We start from the raw sequence: 18,847 nt of genomic DNA on the forward strand, positions 1-18,847 counted from the left end.
ACTCCGAAAGCCGTTGTTCGCTGTTTGGCTCAACTGGCGCGACGTCTGGCTGTACGCGCTGGCGCGGATTCGTCGCGGCCCTTGAGCTGGCCCTGCAACAGGGCTACCTGCTGGGTCAGGGAATCGCGCTCGCGCCGCAGTTCGCGCGTTTCTTCCATGACACCGGCGAGCTGTTTTTCATGCCGTTCGGCCAGCCGCCGCTGTTCAGCAGCGTCGGCGGAGAGACGCTGCCCGTCGGCCACAAGTTGCTCGTTTCGTTGCCGGGTCTTCGAAACGGCCGCTTCCGCGCGACGCTGGGCTTCGCGCGCTTCGTCGGTCTGCAGCATGACGAGCTTCTGCACGCCTTCGAGCCGGGCGGTGGCCTGGTCGACCTCCGCCCGCAGGGCGGCCTCGTGTTCGGCGCGGGCAGCCCGCACAGCTTCCAGTTCGCGGGCATGGGTGGACTGCGCTTCGTGCAGGGCCTGGTCCGATTGCGCGCGCACGGCATCGCGCTCAGCCACGGCTGCTTCGGCCTGGCGGATGGCTGCGTCCAGCTGGGTCTGGCCCCTGGCGTGATCGGCAAGCGCGGTGGCGAGCCGCGCCTGCAGGTCGTCAACCTGAGTGCGAAGCGTTTGTACTTCCGCCTGCAATCCCGCATTGGCGACCTGCAGCGATTCGGCGCGCGTGGTTGCGGCGGCCGCTTCGGCCTCAAACTCCCCGCTGCGCTGCGCAAAGACCTGTTCTCCCTGCGCGACGGCCAACGCCCAGACAGACAGCATGGCGTTGGCGACGGCTGGCGGCAATGCGGCAGAGAGCGCGTCGTTGCGCGCCTGCTCGTCCTTCCACAGCTTCAGCTCGTCATTGATGGTGGTGCGGCTGCCCTGGCGAATCTCGGCGTAGATCAGGTCGACGGTGAGCTCATGCGGGTGTCGGCCCGCGGCAACCAGGCGCGCGGCTGCTTCACGGGTGCGTAGACGGGTATCGCTGATACGGCTCATGGGCGGAAGCGGCTGAGAGGTGGAATTTCTGGATTCTGAATAATGCATATGATCGTATTACGTTATATACGTAATCACAAGCGCCAGAAATTTACGATAACGCGCATAATCGTAAGCTTCGTAGGTGTACGATGCGGAACCCCGCCGCAAAATCGTGTCAGTCCATGAACTTGCCCGCTCCAGCACACGAATCAGTCCTGCCGATCGTATTGCCCTCTGCACTGGACGGCCGTGACGGCACTAACCGGGCGCGCGCCGCCAACCGGCAGGTCACGGCCGATACCGACCTTGAGGCCGTACGCTTGTGGCTTGCCGAGTACGCCAGTTCGCCGCACACCCTGCGCAGCTACCGAAAGGAAGTGGTGCGGCTGCTCGTCTGGGCAACACGCACGCTGGGCAAGCCGATGTCGAGCCTCACGCGCGAGGATTTCCTGCTTTATGAGCAGTTTCTGGCCGCGCCGACGGCCGACTGGACCGACCCGGCCCTGCCGCGCCGCGGCGGCGCGCGGCGGCTTTTCGATGGGCCGCTGTCCGAGCGCAGCCGCCGTCAGGCGCTCGGCATCCTTTCCGGACTGCTCGACTACCTTGTCGCGGCCGGCTACCTCGCGGGCAATCCGCTTGCCCTGCGCCGCAGCCGCTCAACGCGTGGCTCGCGCGCTCGACGCGTCGAGCGTTATCTCGATCATGCGCTGTGGCAGGTGGTGCTCGCGTCGATGGAGGGCTGGCCGCAGGGCACGCCGCGCGAGTGCCAGCATTACGAGCGCAGCCGCTGGGTGATGCGCTTTCTCTACCATACAGCGCTGCGCGCGAGCGAAGCCGCCCGCGCGAGGGCAGCCGACTTCGTCCAGCGGCGGGGGCGCTGGTGGCTGTACGTTGTCGGCAAGGGTGGCGCCGAGGGCGAGGTACCAGTGAGCGACGCGTTGATGGCCGAGTTTGCTCGCTATCGCGCGTTCCACGGCCTGCCGCCGATGCCCGCGCCCGGTGAGCTGAGCCCGGCCATTCTGAGCGTCGCCGGCGACGCGCAGCGGCACCTCACGCCGACGGCGGTCTATCTGATCGCGAAGGAGGTGTTCCGGCGGGCGGCCGCCGTGTTGGAGGCGAGCGATCCGGCCGGCGCGGTGACGCTGACGCGTGCCTCGACGCACTGGCTGCGCCATTCTGCGGCTTCGCACCAGGCCGACGCCGGCACCGATATCCGTTTTATCCAGAAGAACCTGCGGCATGCCTCGATTGAGACGACTGGCATCTACCTGCACGCCGAGGACGATCGGCGGCATGCGCACACCGTGGGCGAGCAACAGTGTCAACCATCCACCACGCCCGCTTTGCCACAGTAGGCGCTGATCGCCCCTGTCATTTGTGAGGCGCTCGGCCCTTTCCATCGGCCTCGAATGGATCGGCCTAGCCAAGGCCTAGCCGGGGTTTCCGCTGGCGTCGCGTAGGCGCCGGCATCGAGAGAGTCAGTGACTGATTTGGTCCGCCGCCGGGTGAGGCGCATTTTGACGGTTCCGCCGACGAAAACCACGTGTCGCAGAAACACCGCAGTCGCCTCTATGGGCCTCCGAAAATCCATTGCGGTCCCATGAAACATTTTGGTATGCTGCGCCCGGTCATCACTAAGGGTTCTCCCCATGGACTGTTGTTCTAGTCGGCGCCACGCCGATCACTGAACGGCTAGTCAGTCAAGGCGACATCTCGCCACTGCCTAGCCGTTACCGGCGGGTAGTGGCAACCATGCAGATTCTCCTGTGTGGCCACCTCCCGATTTTTCTTGTTAGCGATCTACCGAGTAGGCAGATGCGGGTGACGTTTGCGCTCACTCTTTGGCCCTCTCGGGTAGTCGCCCCGAGCCTACACGCGCCATAGAAGCGCGTGAGGGAGGTCTCATGTCGTTCATTACCTGTTTTCAGTTTGCCTTCTCCGCCCTCACCCTTTTGAAGGGCACTCGTTGGTCGGCCCGCACGCTCGCGGCGCTGACCGTGGTGCTCCTAGCCATTGGTCTCGCACCGGCGCATGCCCAGAACGCCGGTGAAAGCCAGCCGGCTTCCGGCGCTGCCCCCGGCAATGCGACGGCAGATCCGATGGAGGACCGTTTTGCCTTCCACGGGCAAGCCACCTACATCTGGCAGCGCAAGCCTTCGTTTGGCGCGGCCTATTCCGGCGAGCACAGCCTCGGCACGGAACGGGCCAAGAGTTATTCGTTCACCAGCACGCTCGACCTGGGCCTGCGCCTATGGCAAGGGGCAGAGTTTCACTTCAATCCTGAAGTCTCGCAGGGTGTGCCCTTCTCTGGCCTGCATGGTCTCGGAGGCCTGACCAACGGGGAACTGGCCAAATCGTCGGGCACCAATCCTACGTTCTACCGGGCCCGCGCCTTCGTGCGCCAGACCTGGGGCCTGGGTGGTGGCGAGGAGAAGCTTGATGCCGACTTCAACCAGTTTGCGCGAACCGTCGACAAACAGCGCGTCGTGCTGACCGCTGGCAACTTCGGCGTGCTCGACGTCTTCGACCTGAACCCCTACGGCTCCGACCCGCGCACCCAGTTCATGAACTGGTCATCGCTGACACATGGCTCGTTCGACTATCCCGCCGATGCGCGCGGCTACAACTGGGGCGTGTCGCTAGAGTACGTGGGCGATGGCTGGTCGGCGCGCTTTGGTCATTTCCTGCAACCGCTCGAATCCAACGGACTGAAGCTCGACACACGGATGTTTGAGCACTACGGCGACATCCTGGAGCTTGAAAAGCGCTATACCCTCGCTGGCCGTCCCGGAGCGGCGCGCCTGCTGCTCTGGCGCAATAAAGCGAAGATGGGCAAGTTCAGCGATGCCATCGCATTCGGGCAGGCCAACAACGTGACGCCCGATGTTGCCGACGTGCGCGCGGAACATGCCAAGGTGGGCGTGGGCATTACGTTGCTGCAGGAGGTCAATGATTCGCTGGGCGTGTTCTTCCGCGCCAATATGTCGGACGACAAGACGGAAACCTACGCCTTTACCGAGATCGGCAAGCAAATTGCCGGCGGCGGCACGCTCAAAGGCACGTCCTGGGGACGGCCCAATGACGAACTCGGGGTGGCGATGGCCGTCAACATGCTGCGATCACCGCACCGGGACTACCTGGCCGCCGGCGGTCTGGGAGCGTTCCTCGGCGATGGCGCATTGCGCTATGGACCGGAACAAGTGCTCGAGATCTATTACAGCCTGGCGTTGTTGAAGTACTTCAGCGTCAGTCCGAATTTTCAATACATCCGCAACCCGGGCTACAACCGGGACCGGGGGCCGGCAACATTCTATGGCGTCCGGTTCCACGCCGAGTTCTGAGGCGCAGAGCGATAGTATCCCAGTGAACAGGAGGAGCCATTATGGATGACGCCTCTAGTCGCTGTGCTGCGCCTGCCAACTACCCGTAGCCGCTGGCGACCCGGCCAGGGTAGTGAATCCAATGGCTCGCGAACCTGTTCTGACCAAGCTGCCAGCACACGCTTCGTGGGCTTCCGTTTAACCATGCTGTCGGCCAAGGAAGCCCCATGGCAAACGAATTCATGCCGCAACTCCCAGGTACGGCTCGGCGTCTGCTGCCGAACCGCTGGGATTTCATTGCCCTACCACTGATTATCGGCCTGCTGGTAGTGGCCGCGTCAGGCATCCGTGAAACACTGGCACCGCTTGCCGGACCCAGCGCCGAGGCAATTTCGCTAGATCCTGCCATGCTGCCCGAGTACGCCCTGCGGACCACGCTGCGTATGCTGGCCGCGCTGGCGGCGTCGCTGCTGTTCACCTTCACGTATGGCACGCTGGCAGCCAAGAGCCGCCGGGCGGAGAAGGTACTGGTCCCCATGCTCGACATCCTGCAGTCGGTGCCGGTGCTAGGCTATATCTCCTTCACCGTGGTCTTTTTCCTTGCGCTCTTTCCGGGCCGCATGCTTGGCGCCGAGTTGGCGGCCATCTTTGCGATTTTCACCAGCCAGGCTTGGAACATGACATTCAGCTTCTACCAGTCATTGCGCACGCTACCGCCTGACTTGATCGAAGTGTCGAACAGCATGCGCCTAACGCCCTGGCAGAAATTCTGGAAGCTGGAGGTGCCGTTTGCCATGCCGGGGCTGATCTGGAACATGATGATGAGCATGTCGGGCGGCTGGTTCTTTGTTGTCGCCTCGGAAGCCATTACGGTCGGCGACAAGTCAATCACCCTGCCTGGGGTCGGCGCCTTCCTGGCCACGGCCATTGCCGACAGCAATATGGCAGCGGTGGGTTGGGTCATCCTGGCCATGATCGCAGTGATCGTCCTGTACGACCAGTTTCTGTTTCGTCCGATGGTGGCCTGGGCAGATCGCTTCCGACTGGAAAGCACGAGCGCGCAAACCGCGCCGCAGTCCTGGGTGTTGAACCTGGTGCATCGTACCCACTTGATCCAGAGTTTGCTGCGTACCTTCGGCCGCCTGCTGCGCAAGCTGGCGCGGGCCCGCTTCGCGGTGCAACTGCCCGCGGCCTCAGGCCCCCAGCGGGCTGGCCTGGCCCGCGTCGTTGACGTGGTCTGGAGCCTTCTTGTGGCAGTGCTTGCCGGTTATCTGCTGTGGCGGACGGTCAGCTATGTGCACACTGAAGCCGGATTGGACGAAGTTGTGAAAGTCATTGGGCTGGGGCTGCTGACACTGTTGCGCGTGCTGGTGTTGATCGTCCTCACCTCCCTGATCTGGGTGCCGGTTGGGGTCATGATTGGGCTGCGGCCCCGGCTTGCCGAAAAAATCCAGCCACTGGCGCAGTTCCTGGCCGCCTTCCCGGCCAACCTGCTGTTCCCGGTATTTGTGTTCGGCATTGTCCATTTCCATCTAAACCCAGACATCTGGCTGAGTCCGCTGATCGTTTTGGGAGTGCAGTGGTACATCCTCTTCAATGTCATCGCCGGGGCCACCGCATTTCCGAACGACTTCCGCGAAGCGGCCACGAACTTCCGCATTCGTGGCTGGCAGTGGTGGAGGCAGATCATGCTGCCCGGGATTTTTCCCTACTACGTGACTGGCGCCATCACCGCGTCGGGCGGCGCGTGGAACGCGAGCATTGTGTCCGAGGCCGTGTCATGGGGCTCAACCAGCCTGTCGGCGCATGGCCTTGGCGCCTATATCGCCCAGTCCACCGCCGCTGGAGACTATCCCAAAATCGTCCTTGGTATCGCTGTCATGTCGATCATGGTGGTCTGTTTCAACCGTTTTCTGTGGCGTCCGCTGTACGCCATCGCCGAAAGCAAGCTGCGCATGAACTGAGAGGGCAAACATAATGCAAAACGAAATCCTGACCCCTACCCAGAACATCCTGACCGTTCGCGACCTGAGCCACGGCTACGGCCGCGATCAGGGCAAGCGACTGGTGCTGGACGGCGTGAACCTAAAACTGCGCGAAGGCGAAATCGTCGGCCTGCTTGGTCGGTCCGGCTCGGGCAAGTCCACATTGCTGCGCATGATTGCCGGCCTGATTTCGCCCACGTCCGGCCAGCTTGACTACTGCGGCTCACCGATCAAAGGCCCAGCAGAAGGTGTCGCTATGGTCTTCCAGACCTTTGCGCTATTTCCGTGGCTCACCGTCCTCGACAATGTTGAAGCCGGCCTGGAAGCGCTTGGCGTGCCGCCGGCGGAGCGGCGTGAGCGCGCGCTTGCAGCCATCGACCTGATTGGCCTGGATGGCTTCGAGAACGCGTTCCCCCGCGAATTATCGGGCGGTATGCGCCAGCGTGTCGGCTTTGCCCGGGCCCTCGTTGTCAATCCGACCTTGTTGCTGATGGATGAGCCATTCTCGGCGCTCGACGTGCTGACAGCAGAGACCTTGCGTACCGATCTGCTCGATCTGTGGACCGAGCGCATGTTGCCGATCAAGTCGATGCTGATCGTGACCCACAACATCGAGGAGGCGGTGTTCATGTGCGACCGCATTCTGCTGCTTTCGTCCAACCCGGGATCTGTCGTTGCTGAGTTTCAAGTACCCTTCAAGCATCGGCGTGACCGCCTCGAGCCGGCATTCCGCGAACTGGTCGACGAGATCTACGCCAAGATGACGGCCCGCCCGACAAAGGGTGCCGCGCCAAGAAACGGCCTGGACATCGGCAGCCCTTTGCAGCCGGTTTCAACCAATCTGATGGCGGGCCTGATCGAGACGGTAGCCGCTGAGCCCTATCGGGGCCAAGCTGACCTGCCAGAAATCGCAGCCACGATGCACCTGGAAGTGGACGATCTCTTCCCCGTCGCCGAGATCCTCGGGCACCTCGGCTTCGCCGAGCTGCGCGAGGGCGATATTGTCCTGACCGTAGCGGGCTTGCTCTTCAATGAGCATGGTACACAGGAGCGTAAAGCCCTGTTCGCCGAACACCTGGTGCGGCGCGTACCAATGGCCGGCTATATCCGAACTGTGTTGGCTGAGCGAAAGGATCAGCAAGCCCCGCGCGTCCGGTTCGAGCAAAAGTTAGAGGATTTTCTGAGCGATGAGCTGGCTAAGCAGACGCTGGAGGCGATCATTGAATGGGGACGTTATGCTGAGATCTTCTCGTGCGATGACCATACGGAGCGGTTTTCGCTTGAAAGCTAATGCAATTTGGCTGTCCTCAAGCTGAGGCTGCCCACTCTGAGCCCGACTCTGACCAGTTCGAAACATGACCATTGAAGCCATCCAAAACATCAATCTGGATTCCCTGCTCGATACCAGTATCAGCGTGGCCGCGGCATTCGTGCTGGGTGCGATAATCGGTTACGAACGACAGTACCGCCAACGTACCGCCGGCCTACGCACCAATGTGCTGGTGGCTGTCGGCGCTGCCATTTTTGTAGATATGGCCAACCGGCTGGCCGGGCACGATGGTGCCGTGCGTGTCGTCGCCTACGTGGTCTCGGGAATCGGCTTCCTTGGCGCGGGCGTGATCATGCGAGAAGAAGGGAATGTGCGCGGCCTCAATACCGCTGCCACCTTGTGGGGCTCGGCAGCCATAGGTGCGTGTGCCGGCGCGGACCTGCTTCCGGAGGCTACAGTCGGGTGTCTATTCGTGCTGGCTGCAAATACGCTGCTGCGCCCCGTGGTCGACCGTATCAACCGTCAGCCCATCGATACGCCCGCCGTGGAGGTCACTAATACCGTCTATGTCATCGCTCCGCGGGAGCGCCAGAAAGAGGCAATGCGCTTGTTGGATGAGGCCCTGGAGGACAGCAATCATCCCACCCGCGACTTGGTGGTTCACGCCTTTGGTACCGACGACGTGGAGATCGAAGCCGTGCTGATGGCGACCTCAGTCGACGGGGAGAAGCTCGATCACGTTGTTGCGAGACTGGCAGCGTCCAGTGCTGTCAGCCAGGCTTTCTGGAGCCCCAGCACCACTGAGTGATTTGCTGCGGTAAGCCCTGTGTCGGCGAAAGCCATCACAGAGTCCTTTTTTCTGAAGTTAGAGCGGTCGACTGGATCAGTCATGTCCGCAATGGCCTCCGATTTACGGGCATCGGCCTCAGTTCGCTGGGTGTCCGGCGATGAGCGACCAGCGGTCATTCAAGCCACGGTTGGCGACATCCCTATATCGGTCGAGACGGACCGATTTGAGACGATCAGCATGCGGTTCCCGTGGCGCTTGATTTAGCGATGCAGCGTTCGAGGAGCGCGCATGGAACCGAATTCCTCTTTTAGATCAATGTGTTAAGCCATATTTGGCGAAAATTTCGCGAATTCCGGCCGACCCTCCTGACCGTCGCCTTGTTCTTCCGGCACGGTCGCCGCCGAACTGGCTGCCTTGCGCCGCCGGCCCCCTTCGCGTTCGCGCGGCGCGACGCGCAAGGTGGCCAGCAACTGGCGCGCGAGCGCGGCTTCCGCTTCGGCCCGCTCCGCCCGGCGCTGCGCCTGCTCGGTGGCCGCGAGCCGCTCGGCCAGCGCCGCGGCCTGTGCTTCCAGCTTCGTGCGGCCCTCCGCCTGCGCCACCGCCGCATCGCGCGCCTCGCTGCGTGCCACCGCCAGTTCGCCGCGCAGGTCTTCGGCCGTGCGCTCGCTCTTCTGGCGCGCGGTGCGCTCCTGGTCCAGTTCGCGCAAGCTGCGCCGCTCGCTGGCTTCGGCGCGTTCCTGCGCGAGCGTCACCGCCTCGCGCGCCCGCTCCAGCTCCGTCGAGAATTGGGTGCGCAGTTCCGCCAGCTGGCGCCCCGCCGCCTCCAGTTCCCCCCGCCCCGCTTCCCAACGCGCCCGCGTCGCGGCGTGCGCCTGGCGCTCGGCCGCCAGTTCGGCCTGCACGGCGTCGTGCGCCTGGCGCGCCTCGCCCAGCTGCGCCGAGAGCGCCAGCGCGTCTTCGCGCGCGACCGCGGTCTCGGCGCGCGCGGCATCGCGTTCCGATTCCGCGGCATTCGCTGCGTCACGCGCTTCGGCACGCAGCGTGGCGAGTTCCGCCGTGGCGGCCTCGTTGGCCGACTGCCAGATGGTCTGCACCGCCTCGGCGGCGATCTGCTTGAGGGGGTCCGGCAGGTCCGGATGGTCGATGGTCACGCGCGTGCGCCCGCGCAGTTCCTGCCAGAACGCCTGCAGCACCTCGGCGGGCGTGCCCATGCTGCCCTTGCGGACCAAGCTGTAGAGCTTGTTGGCGGTGGGCGTGACACCGTAACGGAAGAACAGCAGGCCGCAGACCTCGCGGTACAGCGCGCGGGTTTCGGGAAAACGGCTGCGTAGTTCGGTCAGGTCAGCCTGCAAGGCGGTGTCGGTCAGATCGAGGTCGGCGGCGGCCATCGGCAAAAAGCGTCGTTGAATTTATATATATTACTACGTAATACGTTATAGATGTAATTTCAATCGACAAAGTTTAGACATAAATCCGCTTATGTCTAGCGAATGCGCGGAGGATCTGGCATCTACGTAACCTTGCGGATCTGAACAGACTAAGCTAGACTAAGTTTCTCTTGCAGGAGAACACTATGCAGACCGTGAACATTCATGAGGCCAAAACCCACCTTTCGCGGCTCATCGAAGAGGTGGCGGCAGGCGACGAGGTCGTGATTGCGAAGGCGGGCAAGCCGGTGGTCCGGATCGTGCCGTTCGCCAAGCCAAAGCCCCCACGGCGCCTCGGCGGGCTGCTGGGCAAGATCCGCACGGCGGATGACTTCGACGCGCCGCTCCCCGATGACTTGCTGGCCGCCTTCGAAGGACGGTAATGCGCATCCTGCTCGATACCCATGTGTTCCTCTGGGCGGTGACGAATGACCCGAAGTTGAGCCAGAGCGCGCAGCGAATGATCCTGGAGGCCGAGGAGGTCTTCATCAGTGCGGCCAGCCTCTGGGAAATCTCCATCAAGGCGGGCCTCGACAAGATCGAAGTCGATGTCGACGAACTCATCGCTGAAATACCCGCCGCAGGCTTTCGCGAACTTCCGGTGACGAACACGCATGCAGCCGCAGTGCGTCATCTGCCAAACCACCATCGCGATCCGTTTGATCGGCTGCTGGTCGCTCAGGCGATCACCGAACCATTGCGACTGCTCTCGGCAGACGAACACGTCTGGAAGTATTCCGACCTCGTCATCCGGGTTTAGGGTCCACAGAAACTTCGGCAGTGGCAGCATAGCAGCCGAGGGCGGCCCGATTTGACCGCTCCCCCAGCTCCGCCGATTCTTGAAAATTCGGCGCCTACTCATGGAATTGCTTCCGCTCCCACCTTCGGACGGCCCGGCCGCCCCGCTCCCCACCGCGCTTCCCATCCCGCTGGAACGCCTGCGCCTGCCTCCGGCACTGTCTGGCGCTGCCGGCAGCAACCGCGCCCCGGACCGCGCCACCGGCATTGCCGCGGGCGACGATCTCGCCGCCGTCACCGCCTGGCTCGCGCGCTATGCCGACAGCGCGGCGACGCTGACCGCCTACCGGCGCGAGGTCGAGCGCTTGATCCTGTGGTCGGTACTGCAATTGGGCAAGCCACTGTCGTCGCTGACGCACGAGGACCTGCTCGCGTATGAGCGCTTCCTCGCCGACCCGCAACCGGCCGCGCGCTGGGTGCTGGCCGGCAGCAAAAAACTCGCGCGCAGTCATCCGGACTGGCGGCCGTTTGCCGGACCGCTGGCGCCCCGCAGCATTCGTCAGGCACTGGTGATCCTGAACGCGCTGTTCGCCTGGCTGACCGAGGCCAGCTACCTCGCCGGCAATCCGCTGGCGCTCGCGCGCCGGCGGCGCGCGCCGACCCGCCCGCGCATCAAGCGCTACCTCAGTCACGAACTGTGGGACGTGGTCAAGGCCACCATCGAGGCGATGCCGGGGACCGCCGACACCGCCACCGAGCGCGAACGCCTGCATGCGGCGCGCTGTCGCTGGCTGCTGACCGTGCTCTACCTGGGGGGTTTGCGCGCGGCGGAGGTCACCGGCACGACAATGGGGGCGTTCTTCTGCCGGCGCGACACCCAGGGCATCGAGCGCTGGTGGCTGGAAGTGACCGGCAAGGGCAACAAGACCCGGCTGGTGCCGGCCACCGACGAGCTGATTGCTGAACTGGCGCGCTACCGCCGCGCCCACGGACTGGCGCCGACGCCGCAGCCTGGGGAGACCCGCCCCTTGCTGCTGCCGGTCATCGGTCAGGAGAACCGTGAACGAGGCCTGTCACGCAGCGCGCTGCACCTGATCCTGAAGGAAGTGTTCGGCCTGGCGGCAGCGAGCCTGCGCGCGCGCGGACCCGAATGGGCGGCGCAGGCCGATGTCCTGGCCAGCGCCTCGGCGCACTGGCTGCGCCACACCGCCGGCTCCCACATGACCGACCGGCAGGTGGATCTGCGTTACGTGCGGGACAACTTCGGGCATGCGTCGATCTCGACGACCAGCGGCTACCTGCACAGCGAGGACGATGCGCGGCACGAGGCCACGCAAGTGCGGCATCGCATCGGCTGGACCAGCAAGACCTAAGGCGCCCCCCCGCCCGGCGAATGGCTCTTTGCGTCGATCGTGCGGGCAACTGAGATTGACACCCGACCCGATCGCGGCCTGCCCTTTTCACACCAGAATCTTGACCGCATGCGCCGCCGCTTGCTCAAGCGAAAGCGCTTGCTTCCGCCAAGCATGCGTTTCCAAAAGCGTTCGACGTCAACAACGAAGTGTCGTTTAAACGATAATCAAGAAATAGCGGAATTTTTAAACATCCGCAGGCCAAATTAAACGACGGAGTTCACGTTGAGCACGGAATGGATAGGGTACAAGTGGCTCGCAGAGCACTATCAGATAACCCCGGTACAGGAATTTCAGATTACCAGCGAGATTGGCGCCGCTCGGCGTTCCGTGGTCACCGAGGGTAAGACGCTGGAGATCTATCCCGCCGGTTCTCGCCAGGAGCCAACGCTGCAGGCCCACCTGACTTATGCGATCCGACAGGAAGGAGTCCATCTCGAGTTCCTGGCACGGCTCTTTGATGTACTTCCCCAGGGAGAGTTGGCTGCCTGGCTGAACAGCGAGCGCACCGGCCAGTATGCCAGACGAGTTGGATTTCTGTATGAATGGCTAACCGGCCGCCAGATCGCCGGCGTCGGGGCCGTGACCGGGGGCAACTACGTCGACGCGATTGACTCTGAGGCTTACTTTGCCGCGACGATACCCACTCGAAATCAACGTTGGCGCGTGCGCGACAACCTTCCCGGCAATCGAGATTTCTGCCCCCTGATTCGACGGACACCCGAAGTCAAGGCGGCACAGGACTACGACTGCGCCGCCCGGCTCGACGAGCTGAATGCCGAGTTCGGGGACAATGTCCTGATGCGCAGCGCCGTCTGGCTGACGATCAAGGAATCCAAGTCGTCGTTTGCGATCGAGCACGAGCAGGACCAACTGGACCGAATTCGCCGATTTGCGGCAGTCATGGAACGGCGGATCGGTGAATACCCCGCGCTACTGTCCCCGGATACGCTAGCCGAGCTGCAGCGAGAAATCGTTAGCGAGCGCAGCACTATTTCCCGTTTCGGGCTGCGGGCCTCGCCGGTGTTCGTTGGCGAAACGCATCGGTTTGAACAGATCGTCCACTATGTCGCTCCGCATTGGGATAGGCTGCGGGACCTGCTGCACGGACTTGAGGTCTTTCTGGAGCGCACCGCCGGGCAATCCTCGGTAATTCGGGCCGGCGCGGCCGCGTTCGCATTCGTTTTCATCCACCCGCTGGCCGACGGAAATGGCCGTATCCACCGGTTCATCATTAACGACGTCCTGCGACGAGATGGTGCCGTGCCGCGACCCTTCATCCTGCCGATCTCGGCTGTCATCACGGAGAAACCGCAGAACATCGCACGCTACGACCATATCCTTGAATGCTTCTCGAAACCATTAATGCGCAGGTACGGCAACCTTTGCGAATTTGCGCCCTCCCGCACGTTGTATCCGGATGGCATTCAATCGAACTTTGAGTTTGCCGGATATGACGCTGCACTACCGGCATGGCGTTACCCCGACCTAACTGTGCAGGTCGAATATATGGCCGACATCATCGACAAAACCATCCGGCAGGAGATGAGGACAGAGGCGGGGATTCTGCAGGAGTGGACAACCGCTCGGCGGATGGTGAAGGACATCATCGACGGTCCTGATGCCGATATCGATCGGATCATCCGCTCGATCAGGGACAATCAGGGTGCAGTCTCCAACAAGCTCCGAAAGGAGTTCCCCATTCTCGAGAATGACCAGATCGTGGCAGATCTGGTTGATAGTCTGAAGACTGCTTTCAAGACTTTCGATAGCGGATCCTCAAGATGACTGCGTTACGTGCGGGATAACTTTGGGCATTCGTCGATCTCCACGACGAACGGCTCCCTGCACAGCGAAGAGGATGCGCCGGGATATCAACCAGCCCGAAGGCGTGCACCGCCACGCGGGTTCAATGAAGGTTGCAGCAGGAACCTGCCTGCAGCGTGGCTGCAATGTCTCATCCGCAATGACACCATCGCGCGACTCAGTTGCCCCCTGCGGTGGATGCTCAAGGCCTGCATGATGCATGGGTTTCAGTATGAAATTTGCATATTGCACTTTTATACTGAAACCCCTTGGATCGTCGGATCGAGTTGGATAAAAATGCGCTGCGCCAGTAACTTGACGCGAAGACGATGTTCGAAGCGTGGTAATCCGCGCGCCGCAAGGCCACAGAAGTTCGCGGCGGCATGCTCTGCGAGATTATGAAGATGACCTCTGGGCAATCCAGGTGCGACGCCCAAATGTCCTGTTGGGGTCGCCTCCATTCTCTGCGCCCATCGTTTCCGTGACCGGAAGAATGGCGCGGATGACGACGATCAGTCCAGCCGCATTCGTCGACTTCGAGCGCTGGATGGCATCCACCCCAGAGCGCGATCCGCTCAAGGTATCTCGCGACAGGCTCCAGGCATCGATCGTGGAAGAGCTCGCCCACCGCCGGCTGGGTGTTTAGCAAGCCGCGCGTTGCCTGCCACATGCTGTTGTCTACTCTTCAACCCCGGCTTTCCGCTCCCTGGCTGCATTTTTGTCCATCTTGGCCGCATGAGCCGCTGCCTGTTCGAGCAACGCCGCATGCGCCCTCGGCACGACGAGCATCGTCAAACCCAGTCCGTCCATCACGCGCAGCGCGTGCGCCAGATTGACGCCCTTGCCGTTCTCCAGCTTGGACAGCATGCCAACGGAAACGCCACAATGAGTGGCGGCCTGGTCAATGGGCATACCTTCCCCTGCCCGCGTTGCCCGTATCCGGTCACCAAGTTAGTCAATGCTGCGGATGGTCGCGCGTGATGGTGGCGTTGGATCAGGAAGAGGCCTCGGCATAGGGCGAAATAAAATTTCACGAAAATGAAATTTTACCATCGCCGTCCACGCGCAATAGGAGCACCGCTTCGGTGTTGCCTTCGCCTTGGAAGCTGACAATGCTGTTGTGGGTAGCTGTCTGGTAGTTAATTGCATTTTTGATTTTTCGCGGCTTCCTGGGGTCATGACAAGAACGTGCTCGAAACCGGTCGCGATAGGCTGACCACGGCCCCTCCTGCCGAGTGGGTCAGTCCCGACCACGCACACCTGCGCGGCCCCAGCTACTACCAGTAACGCTGTCTGCCAGGCAGCACTAACTCCCGCGATTCACCTCAATGGCCCTCGCACACCGCTGGGCAGCCGCCACAGTCGATCTTGCTTGCCTGGCGCTCACAACCGGAACCCAATCTCATGATGACCCACACCACGCTCGCGCAACTGCGCTCACTCAAGCTCGACGGCTTTGCCGCCGCCCTGGAAGAACAGCTTGCCCAGCCCGGCGCCAGCGCGCTCGCCTTCGAGGAACGCCTGGCGCTGCTGATCGACCGCGAACTGCTCTGGCGCAATGACCGCAAGCTTGCCCGTCTCTTGCAGCGTGCCCGCCTCAAGTACCCCCACGCCACCATCGAGGATCTTGACGCCCGTCCAGGCCGCGGCATTGATCGGAAACAGGTCACCAGTCTCGCGCTGTCCGACTGGATCACAACCGGACATACTGTCCTGATCGGTGGCCCGACCGGCGTCGGCAAGACCTGGCTGGCCTGCGCGCTGGCGCAGTACGCCTGCCGCCGCGGGCATTCCGTCGCTTATCTGCGCGTGCCCAGGCTGGCAGAAGAGTTACGTATTCTGCATGGCAGCGGTGGCTTCGGCAAATGGCTGCTGCAGATGGCCAAAACCGACCTGATCGTACTGGACGACTGGGCGGTGGCGCCGCTGGACGCGGTCACGCGCAATGACCTGCTTGAACTCATTGACGATCGCGGCAGCAGCCGTGGGCTACTCATTACCAGCCAACTACCCGTCGAGCACTGGCATGGCTGGATCGGCGATTCCACCATCGCCGATGCGATCCTCGATCGTCTGATGCACCGTATTCACCGCATCACGCTGGCGGGCGATTCGCTCAGAAAGTCTGCTCAAAAAACGAGCACGACATCCAGCGGCAGCCACACTGCTTAGCTTGGCAGAGTAGAATCCGTCCCCGCGCAACACCCTCAACCCATCACCGGTCACGACGCCGGAATTGCCGGTCACAATCAGCCGGAAACTGCGGGGCCACAGCGGTCACGATAAAACGGAATCAGTGGTCACGATGCCGGAATCGTCGGTCACATTCACCGGAATACGCACCAACGGCTCAAGCCTGTACACCTCACTGCGCAGGCGGCTCGATGCTGCAGGCGTGCAAACCAATGGCAAGCGCGGACCGCATGCCTTCCGGCACGCGCGTGCCATCAGCCTATTGCGCGGCGGGGTGCCGCCCAAGCTGATTGAGGACGTGCTGGGGCACCGCTCATCAAGTTCCGTGTTGCCGTACCTGAAGCTCGCTGTCGATGAACTGCGCGACGTCTCCCTGGAGATCAGCGAACTCCTGACCGACGGGGCGCAATGAATACGTGGCTCGAAGATGAAGTGCGACGCGATCGAGCGTCACGTACATCACCTGGGGCTGCGCAGTCGCGATACGGCCAAGGTCTACCGTTGTGTTTTGCGCGGGTTCCAGCGTTTCGTGCGGCAACGTGGCGATGCCGCAGTCAGCACCTCTACGATGCAGGGATGGCTGCTGGAGCGCGCGCGGCACTCGCCTGTCCACATGGTGCTGCACCGGGCGTGCATCGTTGATCGCTTCCTAGATTATCTCCACTCGGAGGGCATGATTTCGCACAACCCACTGGCGGAGCTGCGCTCCTGCTATGGTCAACGATACGGCACGCCAATCGCGCGTGCGCTGCTCGCAGCCGAACCTCTGCAGGCGCTCGAGTCTCTGCGCCCGCCGGCTCGGTTCGCCAGCTTTCTCGGCGAGATGCTGCGCGAGCATGTGGAGCTCATGCGCGCGGTAGGCTACCGTTATGAGACACAGTCGGGCTGGCTCCTGCGTTTCGACCGGTTCCTGCAAGGTCGCCCGGAACTCCCCGGGCGACCGCCGGCGGTACTGTTGCAGCAGTGGGCCGCACAGGGCCGGACGCTGAATCACGCCTGGGAGTGCCAACAGGCGGGACGCGCCCTGTTGCGCGCATGGCGACGTGTCGATCCGAGCGTCGCACTGCCGCCGCCGGATCGTCGACTGAAGCACCGCATCGAATGGGAACGTCGGCGTCCGTACATCTATACCCCGCAAGAGCTGCAGTTGTTGTTCGACACCGCGCGCGCCTTCCCATCTCCTCGCGCTCCGCTCCGGCCACTTGCGCTGTACACAATGCTCGTACTCGCCTGCTGCGCCGGACTGCGTCTTGGTGAACTCGCGCGGCTGGATCTTGGGAACTTCGACCTCAGCACGGGCATGCTGGAAGTTCGCGAGACGAAGCTCTTCAAATCCAGAAGCCTGCCCCTGTCTGACAGTGTGGTGGCAGCGCTGCGCGAGTATCTCGACGCGAGACGACGCGCCGGAGCACCGCAGGACGGCGACAGCGGCTTGTTCTGGCATCAGCAGGCTGCCGGTCGCTACTCGCGGGTGATGATCGAGAAGTTGCTGGTGGCCGTGTTGAGACGCGCCGGGCTCAAGCCCGAACAGGGACGCTGCGGGCCTCGAATCCATGATCTTCGGCACGTTTTCGTCGTCTATCGGATGCTTTCCTGGTATCGCCAAGGAATCAATCCTCAGGCGCGGCTGCCGTACCTGGCAACCTACCTAGGCCACAAGGACATCAACTCCACGCTCGTCTACTTGACCGTGACGCAGGAACTGCTGCAGCTCGCCAGCGAGCGGTTTCGACATCTGGTGCTGCATCAGGTGCACATCCCCGGGAGAGCATCATGATGAAGCCGACCGATCCTTTCCCGCGACTGCTGCGGACCTTCTTCTATGAGCGGCTGGCAGAACAGCGCAACGTCTCCGCCCACACGATACGTTCCTACCGAGACGCCTGGCGACTGTTCCTGCGTTTTGTCGCTGAGCGCCGACGTTGTCGTGTCGCCGATCTCACGCTGCAAGCGCTAAACGCAACCGAGGTCGCTGCGTTCTTGCAGCACAGCGAGCGCGAGCGCAAGGTCTCTATCGGCACGCGCAAACTGTCGTCTCGCTGCGTTGCGCAGCTTCTTCAGTTTCGTCGCCGAGCGTGACCCCACAGCCATCGAGCAGTGTTCCGAGGTGCTGCGAATTCCGACTAAGAAGGCGCCGATGCCGGTGCGCCAGGAGCTCCACATGCACAAGATCGAGGCAATCCGGGCGCAGCCGGATCGCACCCAGCTGGAAGGACAACGTGATCACGTGCTGCTATGGCTCCTTTATAACACGGGTGCGCGGATACAAGAGGTGCTCAATCTTTGTCCTGCCGACATCCGATTCGACCCACCGAACTGCGTGCGACTGCTCGGGAAGGGCCGCAGGGAACGCATCTGCCCGCTGTGGCCAGAGATCGTCGAGTTGCTAAAGGCATTGCTGCAGCGGCAACCGTGCGCTAGCAACGAAAGGTTGTTTGTCAATCGATATGGCATGCCTCTGGGACCCTCGGGAGTCCGCTTCAAGCTCACGCAGTACGTGCGTAGCGCCGCTGCGGTTGTGCCGACGTTGGCATCGAATAAGATCTCGCCGCACACTTTTCGGCACGCGGCTGCGGTCCACCTGGTCGCCGCTGGCGTCGATGTCACCGTGATCCGGAGTTGGTTGGGGCACGCGAGCCTCGACACCACCAATCACTACGCCCAAGCAAATTTGGACACCAAACGCGAAGCCCTGCAGCGGCTGCAGCCGCATTCGAAGATCGACAAGCCACCACCATGGCGCCGCAACGAGGACTTGCTCACTTGGCTGGAATCGCTTTGAGCTGGCCTACCAAATCTGAAGGAACTGTCGCTGTTGGGTATGGAGGAGCAAAGGACGGGGCGAGTTCCTTCGGATTTCTCGCTGCTGCTGATTACCTGAGTAATCGGCAGCTGCCGATTATTCAGGCACGCCGCCGAAGAAAGCCAGCGCCTCTTCCAGACAGGC

The 18,847-nt window shown here is 62.5% G+C and carries 18 protein-coding genes; 15 read left to right on the plus strand and 3 right to left on the minus strand.

All coding sequences use genetic code 11. From position 1 onward, the window contains the following. Positions 1–29: 29 nt before the first annotated feature. A complete protein-coding gene (locus tag MKD50_RS28500) occupies positions 30–977 on the minus strand; it encodes a DNA-binding protein (protein ID WP_012354834.1) in 948 nt (315 codons plus the stop codon). A gap of 164 nt (positions 978–1,141) precedes the next feature. Between MKD50_RS28500 and MKD50_RS28505 the strand changes: the two genes are divergently transcribed. The 5 genes from MKD50_RS28505 to MKD50_RS28525 all read left to right on the plus strand — a co-directional run bounded on the left by MKD50_RS28505 (position 1,142) and on the right by MKD50_RS28525 (position 8,342). Beyond that, positions 1,142–2,314 (plus strand): tyrosine-type recombinase/integrase, encoded by a 1,173-nt coding sequence (locus tag MKD50_RS28505; RefSeq protein WP_012354833.1) that lies wholly within the window; start codon positions 1,142–1,144, stop codon positions 2,312–2,314. Positions 2,315–2,863: 549 nt separating this feature from the next. After that, positions 2,864–4,300 carry a carbohydrate porin gene (locus tag MKD50_RS28510; protein WP_081479558.1) on the plus strand — a complete coding sequence of 479 codons (1,437 nt, stop codon included), beginning with the start codon at positions 2,864–2,866 and terminating at the stop codon, positions 4,298–4,300. Between the two features lie 206 nt (positions 4,301–4,506). Beyond that, positions 4,507–6,243: an ABC transporter permease gene (locus tag MKD50_RS28515; RefSeq protein WP_012354830.1), complete on the plus strand. Its 1,737-nt coding sequence runs from the start codon at positions 4,507–4,509 to the stop codon at positions 6,241–6,243. 13 nt (positions 6,244–6,256) lie between these two features. Continuing rightward, positions 6,257–7,555 (plus strand): ABC transporter ATP-binding protein, encoded by a 1,299-nt coding sequence (locus MKD50_RS28520; protein ID WP_012354829.1) that lies wholly within the window; start codon positions 6,257–6,259, stop codon positions 7,553–7,555. Between the two features lie 64 nt (positions 7,556–7,619). Continuing rightward, on the plus strand, positions 7,620–8,342 hold the full coding sequence (locus MKD50_RS28525) for an MgtC/SapB family protein (protein WP_012354828.1): 723 nt from the start codon (positions 7,620–7,622) through the stop codon (positions 8,340–8,342). Positions 8,343–8,644: 302 nt separating this feature from the next. Here the strand turns inward: MKD50_RS28525 and MKD50_RS28530 are convergent, their stop codons facing one another. Then, a complete protein-coding gene (locus MKD50_RS28530; protein WP_012354827.1) occupies positions 8,645–9,712 on the minus strand; it encodes a DNA-binding protein in 1,068 nt (355 codons plus the stop codon). Between the two features lie 185 nt (positions 9,713–9,897). Here MKD50_RS28530 and MKD50_RS28535 point away from each other — a divergent pair, with 185 nt between their 5' ends. The 5 genes from MKD50_RS28535 (at position 9,898) to MKD50_RS28555 (ending at position 14,353) form a co-directional block, all read left to right on the plus strand. Continuing rightward, entirely contained in the window at positions 9,898–10,134 is a 237-nt protein-coding gene (locus MKD50_RS28535) for a type II toxin-antitoxin system Phd/YefM family antitoxin (protein WP_012354826.1), read from the plus strand. Beyond that, positions 10,134–10,511: a type II toxin-antitoxin system VapC family toxin gene (locus MKD50_RS28540; RefSeq protein ID WP_012354825.1), complete on the plus strand. Its 378-nt coding sequence runs from the start codon at positions 10,134–10,136 to the stop codon at positions 10,509–10,511. Before MKD50_RS28535 ends, MKD50_RS28540 begins: the two co-directional genes overlap by 1 nt. Before the next feature lie 100 nt (positions 10,512–10,611). Continuing rightward, positions 10,612–11,862 carry a tyrosine-type recombinase/integrase gene (locus MKD50_RS28545; RefSeq protein WP_012354824.1) on the plus strand — a complete coding sequence of 417 codons (1,251 nt, stop codon included), beginning with the start codon at positions 10,612–10,614 and terminating at the stop codon, positions 11,860–11,862. Positions 11,863–12,126: 264 nt separating this feature from the next. Beyond that, positions 12,127–13,689, plus strand: a complete 1,563-nt coding sequence (locus MKD50_RS28550; RefSeq protein ID WP_012354823.1) for a Fic family protein — start codon at positions 12,127–12,129, stop codon at positions 13,687–13,689. Positions 13,690–14,047: 358 nt separating this feature from the next. Beyond that, positions 14,048–14,353 carry a GSU2403 family nucleotidyltransferase fold protein gene (locus MKD50_RS28555; RefSeq protein WP_232348034.1) on the plus strand — a complete coding sequence of 102 codons (306 nt, stop codon included), beginning with the start codon at positions 14,048–14,050 and terminating at the stop codon, positions 14,351–14,353. Between the two features lie 32 nt (positions 14,354–14,385). Here the strand turns inward: MKD50_RS28555 and MKD50_RS28560 are convergent, their stop codons facing one another. Continuing rightward, positions 14,386–14,646, minus strand: a complete 261-nt coding sequence (locus tag MKD50_RS28560; RefSeq protein ID WP_256461669.1) for a helix-turn-helix domain-containing protein — start codon at positions 14,644–14,646, stop codon at positions 14,386–14,388. A 465-nt stretch (positions 14,647–15,111) separates the two neighbouring features. Between MKD50_RS28560 and istB the strand changes: the two genes are divergently transcribed. The 5 genes from istB (at position 15,112) to MKD50_RS28585 (ending at position 18,682) form a co-directional block, all read left to right on the plus strand. Beyond that, a complete protein-coding gene (istB, locus tag MKD50_RS28565; protein ID WP_012354821.1) occupies positions 15,112–15,879 on the plus strand; it encodes an IS21-like element helper ATPase IstB in 768 nt (255 codons plus the stop codon). 133 nt (positions 15,880–16,012) lie between these two features. After that, positions 16,013–16,312, plus strand: coding sequence for a tyrosine-type recombinase/integrase (locus MKD50_RS28570; RefSeq protein ID WP_012354820.1), 300 nt, complete (start codon positions 16,013–16,015; stop codon positions 16,310–16,312). 15 nt (positions 16,313–16,327) lie between these two features. Continuing rightward, complete coding sequence (locus MKD50_RS28575; protein ID WP_012354819.1) at positions 16,328–17,677, plus strand: tyrosine-type recombinase/integrase; 1,350 nt, start codon at positions 16,328–16,330, stop codon at positions 17,675–17,677. After that, positions 17,674–17,979 carry a site-specific integrase gene (locus MKD50_RS28580; protein ID WP_116344303.1) on the plus strand — a complete coding sequence of 102 codons (306 nt, stop codon included), beginning with the start codon at positions 17,674–17,676 and terminating at the stop codon, positions 17,977–17,979. The genes MKD50_RS28575 and MKD50_RS28580 overlap by 4 nt, the downstream gene beginning before the upstream one ends. An 82-nt stretch (positions 17,980–18,061) precedes the next feature. After that, positions 18,062–18,682 carry a tyrosine-type recombinase/integrase gene (locus tag MKD50_RS28585; protein WP_240619779.1) on the plus strand — a complete coding sequence of 207 codons (621 nt, stop codon included), beginning with the start codon at positions 18,062–18,064 and terminating at the stop codon, positions 18,680–18,682. The last annotated feature ends 165 nt before the right edge of the window (positions 18,683–18,847 follow it).

It is taken from the genome of Cupriavidus mimosae, from assembly GCF_023952485.1.
Classification (GTDB): Bacteria; Pseudomonadota; Gammaproteobacteria; order Burkholderiales; family Burkholderiaceae; genus Cupriavidus; species Cupriavidus taiwanensis_C.

Bases quoted from the DNA above. Each gene is read 5' to 3' on its own strand.
- MKD50_RS28500 (WP_012354834.1), bottom strand. From the start codon at position 977: ATGAGCCGTATCAGCGATACCCGTCTACGCACCCGTGAAGCAGCCGCG.
- MKD50_RS28505 (WP_012354833.1), top strand. From the start codon at position 1,142: ATGAACTTGCCCGCTCCAGCACACGAATCAGTCCTGCCGATCGTATTG.
- MKD50_RS28510 (WP_081479558.1), top strand. From the start codon at position 2,864: ATGTCGTTCATTACCTGTTTTCAGTTTGCCTTCTCCGCCCTCACCCTT.
- MKD50_RS28515 (WP_012354830.1), top strand. From the start codon at position 4,507: ATGGCAAACGAATTCATGCCGCAACTCCCAGGTACGGCTCGGCGTCTG.
- MKD50_RS28520 (WP_012354829.1), top strand. From the start codon at position 6,257: ATGCAAAACGAAATCCTGACCCCTACCCAGAACATCCTGACCGTTCGC.
- MKD50_RS28525 (WP_012354828.1), top strand. From the start codon at position 7,620: ATGACCATTGAAGCCATCCAAAACATCAATCTGGATTCCCTGCTCGAT.
- MKD50_RS28530 (WP_012354827.1), bottom strand. From the start codon at position 9,712: ATGGCCGCCGCCGACCTCGATCTGACCGACACCGCCTTGCAGGCTGAC.
- MKD50_RS28535 (WP_012354826.1), top strand. From the start codon at position 9,898: ATGCAGACCGTGAACATTCATGAGGCCAAAACCCACCTTTCGCGGCTC.
- MKD50_RS28540 (WP_012354825.1), top strand. From the start codon at position 10,134: ATGCGCATCCTGCTCGATACCCATGTGTTCCTCTGGGCGGTGACGAAT.
- MKD50_RS28545 (WP_012354824.1), top strand. From the start codon at position 10,612: ATGGAATTGCTTCCGCTCCCACCTTCGGACGGCCCGGCCGCCCCGCTC.
- istB (WP_012354821.1), top strand. From the start codon at position 15,112: ATGATGACCCACACCACGCTCGCGCAACTGCGCTCACTCAAGCTCGAC.
- MKD50_RS28570 (WP_012354820.1), top strand. From the start codon at position 16,013: ATGCCGGAATCGTCGGTCACATTCACCGGAATACGCACCAACGGCTCA.
- MKD50_RS28575 (WP_012354819.1), top strand. From the start codon at position 16,328: ATGAAGTGCGACGCGATCGAGCGTCACGTACATCACCTGGGGCTGCGC.
- MKD50_RS28580 (WP_116344303.1), top strand. From the start codon at position 17,674: ATGATGAAGCCGACCGATCCTTTCCCGCGACTGCTGCGGACCTTCTTC.
- MKD50_RS28585 (WP_240619779.1), top strand. From the start codon at position 18,062: ATGCACAAGATCGAGGCAATCCGGGCGCAGCCGGATCGCACCCAGCTG.